Here is a 16,437-nt window from a genome sequence, read left to right on the forward strand (position 1 = left end):
TTTAGTTTTCCATTATTGTTTTAACGTTAAAATAATCTTGCTCAGTATCAATACCATGAGGGGGAGCCTGTTCAACAATTGTTGCACCAATGGACAAGCCATTGCTCAAAGCACGTAATTGCTCAAGCTTTTCTGTATTCTCTAAGGATGACTCTGAATACTGGCAAAACTGACGAAGACTTTTGACTGAATAAGCATATATCCCTATATGTCGATAGACGGTATCAGTTGATTTTGGTTTATCACGATTATAGGGGATAGCCGAACGGGAGAAATAGATAGCTCGACTGTTTTCACCCATAGCAACTTTAACGATATTAGGATTATTCATATCTTCCACTGAGTGGATAGGTGAAATAGCCGTTGTAATATCAAATAAGATGTTATCTTTGGTAAAACCAATGAGTTGACGTATCAACGAACTTGGGATTAATGGTTCATCTCCCTGAACATTAATGACTAATGCCTTATCATTCCAACCAAGCTGACTGGCAACTTCATTTATCCTATCAGTTCCACTAGCATGGTCCACATCAGTCATCACACAAGGTATAGCCAATAGAGATGCTTCAGAGAAAATGCGGTCATCATCAGTTGCTACCACTATATCTTGACATGGTACACCTGCCTCCACAACACGTTGAAATACATGCCAAAAAATAGGTTTACCACATAACTGAAGCAATGGCTTACCTGGCAAGCGTGAAGAGCCATATCTTGCCGGAATGACAACTTTTATCTTGCTCGTCATTGGTTTACTCTCTTAGGTTGTTACGGAAATTATGTTTATTTATAGATTTGCAGATCGCTAACAAAATTAAACTAACTTAGACTCAATAAATGCTCTTTTATTTACTACTTGGTCGATCTCTAGCAGTGTTTGCAGAAGTTCTTTCATATGTTTAAGAGGAAGCATATTTGGCCCGTCGCTTAAGGCAACCGATGGATTTGGATGTGTTTCCATAAACAAACCATCAATGCCAGCTGCAACAGCTGCTCGCGCAAGAACTGGAACCATTTCGCGCTGCCCTCCGGACGTAGCGCCTTGACCACCAGGTTGCTGCACCGAATGCGTTGCATCGAAAACAACTTTACAGCCAGTTTGACGCATCACCGAGAGACCACGCATATCAGAAACTAGCGTGTTATAACCAAACGAAGTACCACGGTCACATAGCCAAATGTCTCGATTACCGACTTCATGACACTTCTTTACCACTTGCTCCATATCCCATGGTGCTTGGAACTGGCCTTTTTTGATGTTAACAGGTTTACCGGCTGCGGCTACTTTCTGAATAAAATTAGTTTGACGAACCAAAAAAGCAGGTGTTTGCATAACATCCACAACTGAAGCAACTTCGTCAATCGGCGTATCTTCGTGAACATCAGTCAATATACGTAATCCTAACTCTTTTTTTACATTCGAAAGAATATTTAACCCCTTCTCAATACCTGGACCTCGATAACTCCCTGTAGAACTGCGATTTGCCTTATCAAAACTCGCTTTAAAAATATAATCAATACCTAACTCATTTGTAATAGCTTTCATTGTTGAAGCGACTTCAAAAACAAGTTCTTCAGATTCAATAACACATGGTCCCGCGATTAAAAACATTTATACTCCCTATTCACTATATATTGTTTCGATAACACTTCGTCGTGCCGACATAGAATATGATTCTTCTATTATTTCTCTTGCTCGATAAGACATATTTCTTCGAAGCGTTTTATTATTGATTAAAGTCAACAGCTTTTCCTTCAAATCTAAAGTATCATTCGATTTAAATAAAAAACCGTTATCTGAATCTAGGACCAAATGATTATTTCCTGGAATATCAGAAACTATACATGGTAGGCCACTAGCTTGTGCCTCTAAAATAGCTAAAGGCATACCTTCCCATAATGAAGGAAGCACAAAAACATCATAACCTCTTAACAAATCATGAACATTATCTTTCCAGCCAAGTACCCGAACTGATTCATTTTTATTATTAGCCGTTATCATTTGTTCTATCTGCCCTCGGAACTCACCATCTCCGATAAAATCCAATCTACAGTTTAAGTCGGGGTTTAACTGTAGAAATGCTTCTAGTAAGCACATCGGGTTTTTCTGTTCCCATAGACGACCAACCATTACAATTCTGACCTCACGATGATCTTGTTCATCAATTTTGGGATAAAATTTAGTAGTATCTATGGCATTTACAACTAACTTTACCTTATCCTTAGAATATCCTAACTTATTAATTGAAACGTCGTAATCTTCTTTATTCAAAACGATCAACTTATCCGTGAAAAATTTAGATATATATTCCATGAAAAAGAAAATATAGTATTGCTTTTTGTTTTTTGCTGCTGGGAAGGAGTACCCATGTACTGTATGAACAACATTACGAACGCCGCATATTTTGGCTGCTAATCTACCTAAAACCCCAGTTTTAGATGAATGGGTGTGTACAACATCAAATTTATTCTTTCGTATTTTTTTAATTAGCTCGATGAGAGACTTAAAGTCATCCAACGGAGAGATTTCCCTCTTAAGACTAGTTACAACCTCGTAGTGAGTGCCAATATCTGCCAAATATTCAGTTAATGGACCTTCAGAATTACAATATACATGAAACTCATAATCTTCTTTATCTTTGAAATCCAAAATCTCGTTCAAAGTTACTCTTTGTACACCACTTAACAATGGTAATAATTGTAAATGTAAAATTTTCATAAACTCAAACACTATTTAATCATTTTGGCTAACTTTTTAACGAAACCGTGCTTCTTTAGCTTCAAATAAAAGTTTCTAATTAGATATTCAAAATTGAAGTTGAATGCAGATGTAAGCATATTCATCATCGACTTATCGTAATAATTTTTTTCGCTATAAATAGTAGTATCATTTTTCACAGCGAGATCTAAAGCTGAATTTAGATTATTTGAAGGTATATACATTGATACTAAATTTGTCTGTATCTCCATTCTAGTATCGTCCATATCAATCAAACTAGATAAAGATTGCCTAATACTTATTTTATCGAACATTATCCAACCTGATTGAACAGATATCGGGTAATCTCTATATATCAAAGTAGCAACACTTCTCTTATGATACATGGCTGTGACACATATACTGCTTGGTGTTGTAATTATAGTTGAATAGTTTTCCAAAGTGGTTTCAAAGTCATTATTGATATCATTATAGGTTGAGAATCCCAATTCATCATTGACCGCCTTCAATAGCATTTCATCATATATTCTAAAACTGAATAAAACACCTTTTGACTTTAACTCAAGAACAGAAAAAACCAGTAAATCTTTTAGCTTACCAAACTCTTCATGATTAAAGTATGCTGTATTAGCAGTAGTTATTAAAACTTTTTTATCACGAGGAAGAGGAATATATTTATCACTTGTCATCATTCTTTCTGGTATGTACTGTATTGTTTGTGAATAGCGAGCAAAATATTTTTTCGTAAACTCGCCTACACAAATAAAATAATCCTGAACTAAAGGGTGGAATAGTTGCATTCGATATTTATAAACCATAGGGTTTAAAAATGAGTTGCCAAATTCAAACACACCGTCGGCTATGAGCACTGTTTTCACGCCAGCTTCTTTGGCTTTTATTGTCAGTAACGCATTATGCGGTAGCGTATAGTAAGCCATAACAACAGCGTCATATTTTTTGAAGAACTGTTTATTCTTCTTATAGTGCTTCAAACCATCAAATTCGAAAGCATACTCTGAAGAATCTTTTAATCCCAGGTTTCTATAATAAGACTCACCTTCAGAAAATAACACTCTAACACTCATAATTTTATTATTCTTCCAGGTCATAGATATGCTTTTTCAACCTATCCATTAACTTTTCATTTTGAACGTCGAAATTAAGTTCTTTAAAATGTAAGTCTAAGTTTTTTTTTCTAACATCAAAAAACTTTTGTGGATTTAAAGAATTAAGAAAGTAGTTATATTTATTGATAGGTAAATGTTCTCCGTATTTATATAGAGCATTAAAGTTATTTAATGAATGGTTTTCACAAGAAATAACATAATAACCATTGGCAATATATTCAAAAAGTTTATTTGGAGCACAATACTTTGTATTCAAGTTAGATTCATCCCAAAAAACAATGCCAACATTACACTTTTCTCTGAGTTCACTTAACTGATCTTGGTTCAAGTAACCATGATAGAAGAAGTTATCTCTACTTTTTGCCTCTTCTAGTAATTCTATGTAAGAATTATCAACTCTACCGGCAAAATGAACTTCATATTTTTCTGAGAAATGAATTAACATGTTTAACAATTGAATTGGATAGTTGTGCTTTCCTACTACTCCTTGATAAAGTATTTTAATATTATCACCTTTTGTAATACTCGGTATATTTTCTAACTTTAGAGGACAATTAAGGACTAAAAAGTGCTCCGCGTAAGGGTATATCCCTTCCGCGATTTTTAGCCTATCCTCCTGTGGAGAGATACATATATCAACTCTACTTCTATATTTACTAATCAGGTTAGAAAATAACTTATCCGTGAGAAATGACAATGGGTTTTTATGATCATCTTGCCACACTTCACTATAATTTTGCACAATGGTAATATTTTCCTTTACTAACCATCCCCAAAAAGGACTATCAAAAGTTGTAACTAAGATAATTCTATTTCTCTTTGACAATTTATTAACCTTTAGCACAAGATTAAGCTCTGAAAAAAGTAATGAAAACCTTCTAATCAGTTTGACAAATATAGTATTTTTTTTGAACCCAATTTTAGAGATCCAATTTGACATTACATTACGAGAAATATTCACCCCTTGAATATTGTAATACTTCCTTGAAAAATCCCACCTTTCGTACGTTTCTATATTAATATCAGAGTGTTCTTTTTGTAATAACTTTAGAAATGCTAGATATTTGGGAGAGCTATATCCTAACGTCACATTAGATACAAAAATAACTTTAGTTCTATTCATGGCTAGCCTTTTTATTTATATTTGCAGCATACCCTACTAAAAAATACCAAAAAGTATAATTAAATGCTCTAGAGAAAATCATTTCAACGACTAAGTAAGTATAAAGAGATAAGTAGGTATAGTGATGAAAGTTTGTTTTTTTAAAATTAACAACCCTCACAGCAACAACAGAAATCCATGAAAACAAAACTAAAATTGGTATAAATCCTATCAAACCAAATTGTCGAATATATGACCTGTAGTCGTGGATATAACTGCCTAACATAGTCCCTCCTCCACCATGAGAAACTTGCCCCATAAAGTCACCTAATATCATATTATTTTGAATTGAATTTAGCCCTGCTTTTGCAAGCTCTTTTCTTGCTGATATAGAATGGTCTGCTGAACCCGTAAATATACTAAACATTCTTTCATACTCCTGCCAAAAGCCTGTATGAGTTAGGTATAGGAACCCAGTAATTACAGCAATCAAATATAGTGGTATGACAACTCTTTTTGTGCTACTAAGCACGAGCTCACAAAATAATATTGAAGAAAAAAATAAATAAAATGACGTACGCGAACCCAACAAAAAAAGTAATAAGAGTACAATAAAATGCAGAATACTCCTTACTAAAATATTACTAACCCTAAATATTGATAAGAAATGACATATGACTAACATGTCCGAAACAATTAAATAGCTATTTCTATCATTGATATCTTCATAAACTGAAAAATCAAACGTAAGATTAGTAAAATCAATAAATGAAAGAATAGAAATAATCACTAGAAAATATATAAAATTTAGGCTTTTTCTTTTTCTTTCTAGTACGCCATATAATACCCAACCACAGAGGAACGATGATATGGATTTGATTAAAATCACAACATAAAAATTTGTCGACGTAAGTTCAGTTCCTACCTCAATATACTTTGAGCTAAAAGAAACATTAAAAATAAATATTAAAACAAAGAAAATAAATGAAATTATCAATATATAATTTGAATACTCTCGTTTTCTTTTAAAGATATCTTGTAGTGAGAGCAACATTCCCATACCCAAAAAAAACAACGGGAGAAATATAAAAAATGGAATTCTAACATTATATAACGGCTCAAATAACCTATATAGCAATGTGACATGTAATAATGTTATAGTGCCAATAAAAAAAAATAATCTTTCAATTGATTTTCTTAGATTCTCTGACATTTATTATCACCAATAGCATATATAGAAAAACTGACACAGCCGAGAAAAACATTAGGAAATGCGCCATAGAAAACTCCATAACATACGAAATGTATGTAACGAGTATAATTGAAAATGAGTAAAGAATTTGCCATGATAACTCAATTTTATTCTTAGCTTTTACTTGGACTACTACAGAGACTGGAGAGGCGATAAACCTCATAAAGTAAAACCCAACTATCGAAATCAATATCGACTTAATACCTTCCCATTCTTCTCCAAACAGCCATAAATAAGTGAATTCAGGCAAAATCAACACCAAACCAAATAGAGTAACTGCTGAAATAGATAGGAATACTATGAACTTCATTGTAAATTTATAAAGTCCAAAACCTTTATTATGTATGGCAAGAGACACTTTGGACATTAAATATTGAGCTAAAGTATTACCAATAAGAGCCGTAGGCATTCCCAATATTCGTTGTGTTAACGCATATAATCCAGCTTCTTTCACTCCATAAATAGAGGCGATAATTATGGGTAGTGCATTATTTACTACCGTGTTTATCATAACAGCAGGAAATGAATACATAGGAAAGCTTTTAAAACTTACACTGGTTAATTTTATTTTTTTAAAACTAAAGTTTTTATAAAGTAAAGTAATTGAACAGCTAGCACTGCACATATATAGTACTGAAATAATAAAACCAGCCACACTTCCTAATATTAATCCATCTTGGAGTTCAAAAAATACGAGTTGTAGCGATGATGTGAAAATAGATCTAACTATCAGGGATTTCTTATATATTTTATAGTTTTGTTTTTTTAATATAGTTGCTTGTATTACTCTAAATAATGCTTGAAATGCAGCCGAGACTAAGACATATACCAACGTATAAACTGTCATTTCTCTATCAAATTCAAATATAACATACACCGATATTAAAATTATAATAACACTAACTATTGTTATAAAGTTAACCAATATTAGGTTTACTGTCTGCGTTATAGATTTTGCATTATATATTGCGCTATCATACCTCAAGGTCATTGCCATAGAACAGATAGCGGACATACTAAAATAAATGGCATAACTCCCAAAGTCATCTGGTGAATATAGCCTAGCTAGTATTGGTATAATTGCTATAGGTAAAGCTTGAGATAATAATCCATTAGTTATGATTGATACAATTTCTTTGTTTGTTTTACTCATCAAAATTTCATCTGATATATTAATAAATTAACACTCTTATATATAATATGACTTTGTATTCGACAGAGAATTGGACCTGGTTAATGAGGTTCGAATTTATATTATTTAGGTCAAATAAAATCACTTCATATTTATTTATCAAGAGCTTTATTTATCACAGAACAGGTAATAAACTTAATTGCTTTTTATCGTTGATTTCAAAGTCTAATTTCTATTAGAGAACACGCAACTCATCATTGATAACTTTGAATTTCTAGGATAATTAAAAACTATAACCACCTAATTAAATAGGTGGTTTAGGAGTTAAAACAAAAGTAATTCCCATTAGTGAATTATAATCAAATCACCAGATTCCTTTCGTATCAATCACAAAAGCATCATTCAGCTTAATTTTTTTAAACTGTTGATGGTCCACTAGCATCACGTGAATATCAGTCTTACTAAGTGATTCATCAATAGTTACTAAGCGCATATTTTCTTCATTTAAAGTTTTAATATTTGGTTCAATAGCCAATACTTCCGACGAATGCTGAATCGCAATAGCTCTCGCAATGGATAGTGCTGGGCTTTCACGTAAATCATCGATATCAGGCTTAAACGCTAATCCATAGCATGCGATGGTCACATCTTTCGCTGTTTTATTTGGATTTGCTTGTAAAAAATCCGCAATCGCAATTTTCACTTTTTCAATGACCCAATCAGGCTTGTGATCATTTACTTTACGAGCAGTGTGAATGATTTTGGCTTGCTTGGGTGTCTTCGATACAATGAACCATGGGTCCACAGCTATGCAGTGACCACCGACACCTGGGCCTGGTTGCAAAATGTTCACGCGGGGATGGCGGTTAGCCAAGGCGATTAATTCCCACACATCAATATCTAATTCATCACAGATCATAGAAAGTTCGTTAGCAAAAGCGATTTGAACATCACGAGAGCTGTTTTCAGTTAATTTCGCCATTTCCGCAGTTCTTGCGTTAGTAATCACGCATTCTCCCATGACGAATGTTTTATACAACTCAACAGAACGCTCTGAACAGCGCTTTGTCATACCACCAATGACACGGTCATTTTGAACCAATTCAGTAACGACTTTACCTGGTAACACTCGCTCAGGGCAGTGAGCAACGTTGATGTCGGCTATTTCACCGACTTGTTGTGGAAATGATAAGTCATTACGATATTCAGCTAACCATTCTGCCAGTTGCTCAGTTGCCCCCACAGGTGAAGTTGATTCGAGAATAACTAAGTCGCCTTTTTTTAACACGGGGGCAATGGCTTTAGCCGCGCTGTGGATATAGCTTAAATCCGGCTCAGGAATATCACCTTCGTTACATGGTTTAAATGGTGTAGGTACAGCAATTAAAAAAGCATCTGCAGACTTCGGTTCCGTGGTCGCTTCAAGATAACCCTGTTGCACTGCCGCGCTAACCAGCATGTCTAAATCAGGCTCAACAATATGTATTTCACCTTTATTAATGGTATCCACAGCATGCTGATTTACATCAACACCTATCACTTTTTTCTTACGGGAAGCAAACATGGCTGCAGTTGGCAAACCAATATAACCAAGACCGACCACTGAAATCGTTTCAAAAGACATAATATGAACCTTAAAAAAATTTATTTGGTATTAATACTTACTGCGCTGTTAACGCGTCTAAAATTCGTTGGCATGCTTTACCATCACCATAAGGGTTATGAGCAAAACTCATCTCTGTGTATGCTTCTTCGTCATTTAATAGTGAACCGAGACTGGCCGTAATTTTTTCTACGTCAGTACCAACTAATTTCACTGTACCGGCAGCAACAGCTTCAGGACGTTCTGTTGTATCACGCATAACTAGTACTGGTTTACCAAGAGATGGCGCTTCTTCTTGAATGCCACCAGAGTCAGTTAAGATAATATGGGAACGACTCATCAAATAGATAAATGGAAGGTATTGTTGCGGTTCAATTAACAACACATTTTCAACATCTCCTAAAATTCGGTTAACAGGTTCGCGAACATTAGGGTTCAAGTGCATTGGATAAAGAATTTGTACATTTGGATGTTGTTTCGCCGTTTGAGCTAATGCCTCGCAAATACGCTCAAATCCACCACCAAAGCTCTCTCTGCGATGCCCTGTTACCAAGATTAGTTTCTTGCTTTCATCCAAGAACGGAAATTGCGACGCTAATGTTGCACTCAAATCGCTGTCAGATTCGATTTTGTCTTTAACCATTAGTAGCGCATCAATAACCGTATTACCCGTAACAAAAATATCCTCTAGTGCAAAGTTTTCGCGCAGAAGGTTTTCTTTGGAAGTTTCAGTTGGGGCGAAATGGTAGTTGGTGAGTACACCTGTCAGACGACGATTAGCTTCTTCCGGCCATGGTGAGTATATGTTGCCCGTGCGAAGGCCTGCTTCCACGTGACCAACTTCAATTTGTTCGTAATATGCGGCTAAGCTAGCAGCAAAAGTCGTCGCCGTGTCTCCATGAACTAAAACGACATCTGGCTGAAATTCTTGAAGGACAAGCTTTAGCTCTTGTACTATTCGAGCTGTCACATCATTAAGCGTTTGACCCGCTTTCATCAAATTGAGATCGTAGTCTGGCGTGATCTCGAACAGTTCGAGTACTTGGTCTAGCATTTCTCTGTGCTGAGCGGTTACGCAGCATTTTGCTTCAAAGCGTTCATCTGCGGCTAACGCGTGAACAAGCGGGGCCATTTTTATAGCTTCTGGGCGAGTGCCAAAAACTGTAAGGATTCTCTTTTTAGTCATTAATATTTCCTAGACAACCTAACGCCCCTAGACGTAAGGGACATATAATATATTTACATTTACCAACACGAGACACACGCACAGAAAACTTACTGGCGTTATCAAACTCAACGTTTGTAGCCAGCGTTTTTCTTACTGATTTTTGTTGTCTGTGTTTATTGCCGCATGCCCATTGTGTTAAATAGAAGCGGCTTTTAGAGAAGTGTCTGAAGAATTCTTCATTTTTAATCGTGAATTTTTTCTACATTTCATCTCAGACTTCGGATGAGATTGAGATGGCTTTTATTCATTTTGAGACAGTCAGCTTTCACTAACTCTTTGGAATTGCTTGATTTGGCCTATTTTGGCCCCCCTGCCCCAATAGGCCTTTTTTATTAACTTCTACTTGGACGTAAACTGCAGTGCTAAAGTATCAAGTATCTTATTAAACCAAGAAGAAATACGCCAAATATAACTAATCACAGCAAAGTAACATGCAAATAAGATCAAGAAAGCAACAAACATTATTGATTCACTAATACCAACAAAATCAGCCCATAAGCCTACCGCAGCACAAATTGATGCCATCGAACAGATGAAAATTAACGTTGCGCCCGGAGAAAGCCCAATACGCTGACAAATATGGTGTAGATGTTCTCTGTCTGGTTGGAATGGTGACTGACCTTTACGAATACGACGGATCATAATGGTTGCCATGTCCATCAAGGGTAAAGCTATCAACCACAGTGCTGTGACTGGCTTGAAGGCTACCGCTCCTGGTTCTTGCGTGCCGCGAATCAGCATCCAGACCACGCTAAAGCCAATAAACATGCTGCCAGCATCACCCATAAAGATTTTAAAGCGACGACCAAGTGGAAAACCTAAGTTCAGGAAGATGTAAGGAAGCATCGCAGTTACGATCAATAAACAGATCGTAGCTAAATATTCGTTTCCGTTGTAGACAAATACAATACCTAATGCTGTAAAGGTGACAGAGGCTAATCCACCCAGCAAGCCGTCTATGCCATCAACCATATTAAATGCGTTAATTGCGCCTATTACCGCAATAACGGTGATCACTGCGCCAGCAACTTCATTAAGGGCAATGGTTTCGCTCCCCATTAAGTAGCCTAAATCGTGTAAGCTGTGGCCTCCGATGTAAATCATCGCAAGGGATATTCCGGCTTGGATAATAAGACGAATTTTGAAACTTACATCGTAGTAGTCATCTAATGCGCCGAGCACTATAAGCACAGCCGAACAAGATAAGTAGAGTGATAGGTTGTCATTCATTGGTAGGAACAGAAGGAACCCGACCAGTATAGTAGAGAAAATGGAGATGCCTCCTACAAGGGGTACTACTCCTTGGTGGAGCTTTCTTGCATTGGGTTTATCTACTAGACCTACGCGCTTAGCAACTTTGCGCATAACAAAAAGTAGAACGAACGACAAAATAAATACAAATAAATATGCATTATTCATGGTAGCCAACTGTGTTATTAAATAAGTTTGAGGTAAATCTATAACGCATCCGACTGATTCCCTTTACGGATTCCATTGCATCACAGGTCCGATACTGCTGATTCTTGCTTCGCTCGTATCTAGACACGCCGAACTCTAAGAATGAGCAGGTGATTTTTTGGCGTGACAAAACCACATTAGCCAACGTGGGTTGTAACGCATTGCAAACGCTAATTTCTAATATTGAATATGTAAGTAACTGAGCTCCACCGACACTAGCTCGTGACGGTCATCGGTTCTCAGCCTTTTATAGGCAGGCCAAATACAAAGCTGAATACACTAACTAACGGTTTGGGCCGGTAGTTATGTACTTCTATAAACCTAGTATTTGGTTTTGATAGGTATGAGAAATGGAGATTTAAATTGTAACCTATGCCTAACCAACATTTGCTCGCCACTTTGTTAGCTTTGAGCGTCCCTCTGACAAAAGGGAATTACATAAATTTGTAATAGTTCTCGTTTTTTATAAATCAATCTTGCCAGAAATGCACTTAGGTGCTTATTATTATTAAAAATTATCTTGCTTGGTTTCTTTTCTAGTAGGAAAGAGGCCAACAGATGATTTGGGCACGCTACCGCCCCTAGGTCTGGCTCCTAGAAGCAAGTTTTAGCACGTAGTGGTTAATGGTTGCGTTTCCAAACAGGAGACGAATTGTATAGTAAACACGTTGCAACTAAAAGTAGAACGTGTAAAAAGCTTGCAAAAAAATGTCCTTTTTCTGACACTTAACTCGCCATAAACGTGGCGCTTTTTTATTGGCTTACTAATTATTAAACTCCTTCCGGCATAGCTGATGTTTGTATAGCTAGCGCGTTAATCTCAGAAGCCTAAGTGAAAATAGTTGCAATAATATGAATTGCATCACAACAGGTTGCAATGCTACACAGTCAAATTTATGACGAATATCTAAGTCTCTCTAAACTTTCGGTTTTGCTGTTTTCTTACTCTCATTATACTTGCCTACAATACGCTCACTTATTCACCACTTTCTGCTTACCTTGTTCATTGCGCGATTGACTGAGCCGTCTTTACGTCGCGAGGTGTCGCTATATATAAAAGCAAATACTCGTAAGCGTGGGTTAACAAAGGAAAAGGCGTCGTTTCGTTATGAAAGTACTGCACCACGGTGGGAAAAATACGGTTACTGGCTCTTGTCACGAGCTCGTATTACAAAATGGAAGTGTGCTGATCGACTGTGGTTTGCTACAAGGTCAAGATAATGCTCAGCAGCAGAGTTTGAATATCGACTTTTCTATCTCTGATCTCAAAGCGGTTGTTCTAACCCATTCTCATATCGATCATGTTGGCCGGCTACCTTGGCTATTGGCTGCAGGTTATAAGGGGCCTATCTACTGTACAGAAGCCACCGCTGAGCTCGTACCGCTTATGTTAGAAGATGGATTAAAGCTCCAGTTAGGCATGAGGCGTCATCAAAGGGAAAACGTACTCGATTTTATTCGAACGCTTATTCGCCCTTGCTCTTACTCCCAATGGATAGAGATAGAAGAACATACCTCTCTTCGCTTTCAACCAGCAGGACACATTTTAGGGTCTGCATATGTTGAGTTTCATTTATTAAACAATGAAGTTGTTGTGTTCTCAGGGGATTTGGGACCTCGTAACACGCCTCTCCTACCTGATCCGGTATCGCCTGAAAAAGCTGACTATTTGTTTATCGAGTCAACATACGGCAATAAAGTTCACGAAGATGTTGAGTCTCGCAGTAGGCGATTGCTTTCTATTATTGAGCATGCACTTCAGGATGGTGGCGTAATTGTTATACCTGCTTTTAGCGTCGGGAGAACTCAAGAGTTACTGTTTGATATAGAACAGCTTATTCATGAGCACGCCTTGCAAGATTCTCTGCCTATTATTCTCGATTCTCCTTTGGCTAAAAAGGTAACTACTACCTATAGGCAATTTAAAAAGCTTTGGGGAGCTGAAGCGAAAGAGCGGCTCGAGCATCACCGACACCCTCTTGCGTTTGATCAATGTATTACCGTCGAAAGCCACACTGACCATTTAAAGCTCGTCAATCGACTCGCGAGCACGGCAGAAGCTGCTATCGTGGTTGCGGCCTCTGGTATGTGTGAAGGTGGACGTGTCGTCAATTATTTAGAAGCATTGCTGCCAGATAAAAGAAATGATGTGTTATTTGCAGGCTATCAAGCAGAAGGGACGTTAGGTCGGCGAATTCAGGATGGAGAAGAGAGCATCTTGATTGAAGGAAAGCGCGTTAGAGTGGAGGCTCAAGTACATACCATGTCAGGTTACTCTGCACATGCGGATAGGGACGATTTAATACAGTTTGTTTCTGGCATTCCAACTCCTCCGAAAGAAGTTCACCTTATTCATGGTGAACAAGAGTCGAAAAGATCGCTTTATCAACAACTGATAACCCTCGGATATAACTGCGTTATATAGTGAAATGAACAATCATTTAATTTCGAGGCAATATAATATATCGCAAACATAGTTTTTCGAGTTCATTGATATAATTACGTTAAGATTCAAAAACAAGTCATGAACAAGGACTCAGGTTCAAGAAAATTAACAAAGTTATGAGCATGTTCTGGATTCAGGGATATAATTTCTATACGAAATAAATTATAATCGCCGACTTGTAAGCAATTGGCTAGTCGATAACAACTTATTCCATTCCTATGACAGACAGTATGAGCGACACGCTTCAAGAACGAGAAGCTTCTGAATTAACTAAGCATAATTCTATCAGCATGACATCAGCATTGGACGAGTTATCCGCAAGTGAATCAAATGCTTGCCTTTATATCTACTGTCCAAAAGAAGACGAAGCAAAAATTGCTCAAGTACTTAAGAGGCATCCTGAGATTAACGCTCAGGTTAATAACTATTCTCTTAGAGACTTCAAGAGCAAAACGCTTTGCCACTTCAAAAGCTCGCATCTAGATCCTGAACAGCAAGCGTTTCTTGTCGCGGCGACAGAGCTAGGTGCTTGGGTTGAGCCATTAGTGAGCTATTTTGACCGTTCACTCGGATATACTGAAACTGAGCTTTTGCACAGCGGCTACTTCTTACACCAAAAAGCTTTTTCTATCCTTTCTAATCGTAAGAACAGCTGGCAAAAACGCTTCATCGATCTGTTGTTTGTTTTCATGCTGTCATGGGTTGCTATTCCTGTAGGGCTCATTACGGCACTGCTCATTAAGCTTGAATCGCCAGGTCCGGTATTCTTTAAACAGCGTCGTACTGGCCAGTATAATGAAGAGTTTGAAGTGATTAAGTTTCGCTCGATGCGAAACGATGCAGAAAAGAACGGAGCCCAATGGGCAACCAAAAATGACGCTCGCGTAACGAAAGTCGGCTGTTTTATTCGTAAAACTCGCATTGATGAGCTCCCCCAGTTAATCAACGTACTAAAGGGAGAGATGTCGATGGTTGGCCCTCGCCCAGAACGTGAAGTGTTCATCTCTGAGTTGGAAAAAGCCATTCCTTACTATCGCTTTCGTCACGCCGTTAAACCTGGGGTCACTGGCCTAGCTCAAGTAAAATATCCTTACGGCGCATCGGTAGAAGACGCTATTTGGAAGCATAAATACGATGTCTACTATATCAAACACCAAAACTGGATGATGGAAGTGAAGATTCTTTTCCTTACAGTCAAAACGGTGTTATTTGGGATGGGTAGATAAATACCTATCAGAATGTATGATCATAGGACCGTTTGTAATTTTTACTCCGAGCCAACTGTGCTGATAGTTGAGTTTTCAATACATCATAAAGCTCAACTATCTAAACTTTCGAGGCAGAGTGATTTTAACCACTTGATTAAAGCAGCCGCATAACCCAACAGGCAAACCTAAAATCCCAACACACTGGATACATTGCACTGAGAAACTTAAACACTGGCAGGAAACAAATGGTGATCCAACACCTCTCAGGATTTATCTAGAATAGCAACTCAAGTTAAGCGGCGAGAGTTAAAGAAAAATACTGCAAAGCCTGATGAGAAAAATAGGCTTTGTTCCTAATTCGAGTTCAGTTAAAACGAGTCTAATATGACGAATTATTAGGCAATCATTATCACGTCAGGCATACCTAGCTCTGTGATCTCGTTTAACGGTTTTATCATGGCGTAAGGCATTGTACTCTCTTAAACTTCTTTACACAGAACATCACCGTCTCTGAGAGAGAACGTTTGTGGTAACCGTACTTCTTTTTCAATACTTAGTTGAACCGTATAGCTTCTGACAACCGACCACTAGATTGCGGGGATGACCTTACTCCCAGAAGGTTACCCCTTCCCTTGGTGGAATAATCGGAATAGCTTGCTTGTGATGAATCGCTTCGTAACATAACCTTGTGCCATAAGCTCCATCGCCAGATATCTCAATGATTCTTCGGTGAGCCTGTCTCAGAAAATTTGGAAGCGCTTCACCGTCGATCACATTCGATAAACTTAGCTAAGCTGCAACCGTTTTCGCTCGCTTACTAATGCATGAGTAATAAGGGCATAACAACGGCAGTTGGGCAAGCTTGAAAATCGTCCCCTCAACGGCATTGAAAATACTCGTTTGACCATAAGAGCAGTCGTAATGGCTACGTCACTAAACAAACGAAGTCTTCCACGGTTACCTTGCTTGAGCTGTTTCCAGTGTTAGATTGCATATTCATCAATCCAAAATGTCAGCGAACCACGATTGATCAAAGCTTGGTTTAGTTGTTTTGTAGCGAGGCTTGGCCATTAGTCTAAGTATTTGAGTGAACTTAGCTGATCAGATCGTAGAATGGTGATTTAGTTCCCTGATTTAGGAGACAAAGCCTCGAGTAGCT

Annotated in this window: 12 protein-coding genes and 1 pseudogene; 2 read left to right on the forward strand and 11 right to left on the reverse strand. The window is 37.4% G+C overall.

Translation table 11 applies throughout. The annotated features are described in order from the left end of the window. Window position 1: 1 nt before the first annotated feature. From kdsB to wecA, 10 genes are all read right to left on the reverse strand, one after another. Window positions 2-751 carry a 3-deoxy-manno-octulosonate cytidylyltransferase gene (gene kdsB, locus R7Z41_RS04205; RefSeq protein ID WP_225478094.1) on the reverse strand — a complete coding sequence of 250 codons (750 nt, stop codon included), beginning with the start codon at window positions 749-751 and terminating at the stop codon, window positions 2-4. A 66-nt stretch (window positions 752-817) separates the two neighbouring features. Beyond that, entirely contained in the window at window positions 818-1,615 is a 798-nt protein-coding gene (gene kdsA / locus R7Z41_RS04210) for a 3-deoxy-8-phosphooctulonate synthase (RefSeq protein WP_225478093.1), read from the reverse strand. A gap of 9 nt (window positions 1,616-1,624) precedes the next feature. Next, complete coding sequence (locus R7Z41_RS04215; RefSeq protein WP_225478092.1) at window positions 1,625-2,722, reverse strand: glycosyltransferase family 4 protein; 1,098 nt, start codon at window positions 2,720-2,722, stop codon at window positions 1,625-1,627. Between the two features lie 11 nt (window positions 2,723-2,733). Beyond that, on the reverse strand, window positions 2,734-3,831 hold the full coding sequence (locus R7Z41_RS04220; RefSeq protein ID WP_225481791.1) for a hypothetical protein: 1,098 nt from the start codon (window positions 3,829-3,831) through the stop codon (window positions 2,734-2,736). Further along, a complete protein-coding gene (locus R7Z41_RS04225; protein WP_225478090.1) occupies window positions 3,815-4,972 on the reverse strand; it encodes a hypothetical protein in 1,158 nt (385 codons plus the stop codon). Before R7Z41_RS04225 ends, R7Z41_RS04220 begins: the two co-directional genes overlap by 17 nt. Further along, window positions 4,965-6,164: an O-antigen ligase family protein gene (locus tag R7Z41_RS04230; RefSeq protein ID WP_318141602.1), complete on the reverse strand. Its 1,200-nt coding sequence runs from the start codon at window positions 6,162-6,164 to the stop codon at window positions 4,965-4,967. Before R7Z41_RS04230 ends, R7Z41_RS04225 begins: the two co-directional genes overlap by 8 nt. After that, window positions 6,136-7,356 (reverse strand): oligosaccharide flippase family protein, encoded by a 1,221-nt coding sequence (locus R7Z41_RS04235; RefSeq protein ID WP_318136333.1) that lies wholly within the window; start codon window positions 7,354-7,356, stop codon window positions 6,136-6,138. Before R7Z41_RS04235 ends, R7Z41_RS04230 begins: the two co-directional genes overlap by 29 nt. A 343-nt stretch (window positions 7,357-7,699) precedes the next feature. Next, window positions 7,700-8,959: a UDP-N-acetyl-D-mannosamine dehydrogenase gene (gene wecC, locus R7Z41_RS04240; RefSeq protein WP_193286117.1), complete on the reverse strand. Its 1,260-nt coding sequence runs from the start codon at window positions 8,957-8,959 to the stop codon at window positions 7,700-7,702. A 37-nt stretch (window positions 8,960-8,996) separates the two neighbouring features. Further along, a complete protein-coding gene (gene wecB / locus R7Z41_RS04245) occupies window positions 8,997-10,124 on the reverse strand; it encodes a non-hydrolyzing UDP-N-acetylglucosamine 2-epimerase (RefSeq protein WP_193286116.1) in 1,128 nt (375 codons plus the stop codon). Between the two features lie 381 nt (window positions 10,125-10,505). Further along, window positions 10,506-11,585, reverse strand: a complete 1,080-nt coding sequence (gene wecA / locus R7Z41_RS04250) for a UDP-N-acetylglucosamine--undecaprenyl-phosphate N-acetylglucosaminephosphotransferase (protein WP_225478088.1) — start codon at window positions 11,583-11,585, stop codon at window positions 10,506-10,508. 1,147 nt (window positions 11,586-12,732) lie between these two features. Here wecA and R7Z41_RS04255 point away from each other — a divergent pair. Beyond that, window positions 12,733-14,049: an MBL fold metallo-hydrolase gene (locus tag R7Z41_RS04255; protein WP_213986423.1), complete on the forward strand. Its 1,317-nt coding sequence runs from the start codon at window positions 12,733-12,735 to the stop codon at window positions 14,047-14,049. Window positions 14,050-14,360: 311 nt separating this feature from the next. Further along, window positions 14,361-15,296, forward strand: a complete 936-nt coding sequence (locus R7Z41_RS04260) for a sugar transferase (protein WP_263856709.1) — start codon at window positions 14,361-14,363, stop codon at window positions 15,294-15,296. Window positions 15,297-15,673: 377 nt separating this feature from the next. Here the strand turns inward: R7Z41_RS04260 and R7Z41_RS04265 are convergent. Further along, a pseudogene (locus tag R7Z41_RS04265) lies at window positions 15,674-16,349 on the reverse strand (transposase). Window positions 16,350-16,437 lie beyond the last annotated feature (88 nt).

The sequence above is a fragment of the Vibrio sp. 1457 genome, assembly GCF_033340195.1.
GTDB classification, from domain to species: Bacteria; Pseudomonadota; Gammaproteobacteria; order Enterobacterales; family Vibrionaceae; genus Vibrio; species Vibrio alginolyticus.

Excerpts from the sequence above, each read along its gene's own strand:
- R7Z41_RS04230 (WP_318141602.1), bottom strand. The coding sequence starts at position 6,164 with ATGTCAGAGAATCTAAGAAAATCAATTGAAAGATTATTTTTTTTTATT.
- R7Z41_RS04225 (WP_225478090.1), bottom strand. The coding sequence starts at position 4,972 with ATGAATAGAACTAAAGTTATTTTTGTATCTAATGTGACGTTAGGATAT.
- R7Z41_RS04255 (WP_213986423.1), top strand. The coding sequence starts at position 12,733 with ATGAAAGTACTGCACCACGGTGGGAAAAATACGGTTACTGGCTCTTGT.
- kdsB (WP_225478094.1), bottom strand. The coding sequence starts at position 751 with ATGACGAGCAAGATAAAAGTTGTCATTCCGGCAAGATATGGCTCTTCA.
- R7Z41_RS04235 (WP_318136333.1), bottom strand. The coding sequence starts at position 7,356 with ATGAGTAAAACAAACAAAGAAATTGTATCAATCATAACTAATGGATTA.
- wecC (WP_193286117.1), bottom strand. The coding sequence starts at position 8,959 with ATGTCTTTTGAAACGATTTCAGTGGTCGGTCTTGGTTATATTGGTTTG.
- wecA (WP_225478088.1), bottom strand. The coding sequence starts at position 11,585 with ATGAATAATGCATATTTATTTGTATTTATTTTGTCGTTCGTTCTACTT.
- R7Z41_RS04215 (WP_225478092.1), bottom strand. The coding sequence starts at position 2,722 with ATGAAAATTTTACATTTACAATTATTACCATTGTTAAGTGGTGTACAA.
- kdsA (WP_225478093.1), bottom strand. The coding sequence starts at position 1,615 with ATGTTTTTAATCGCGGGACCATGTGTTATTGAATCTGAAGAACTTGTT.
- R7Z41_RS04260 (WP_263856709.1), top strand. The coding sequence starts at position 14,361 with ATGACATCAGCATTGGACGAGTTATCCGCAAGTGAATCAAATGCTTGC.
- R7Z41_RS04220 (WP_225481791.1), bottom strand. The coding sequence starts at position 3,831 with ATGACCTGGAAGAATAATAAAATTATGAGTGTTAGAGTGTTATTTTCT.
- wecB (WP_193286116.1), bottom strand. The coding sequence starts at position 10,124 with ATGACTAAAAAGAGAATCCTTACAGTTTTTGGCACTCGCCCAGAAGCT.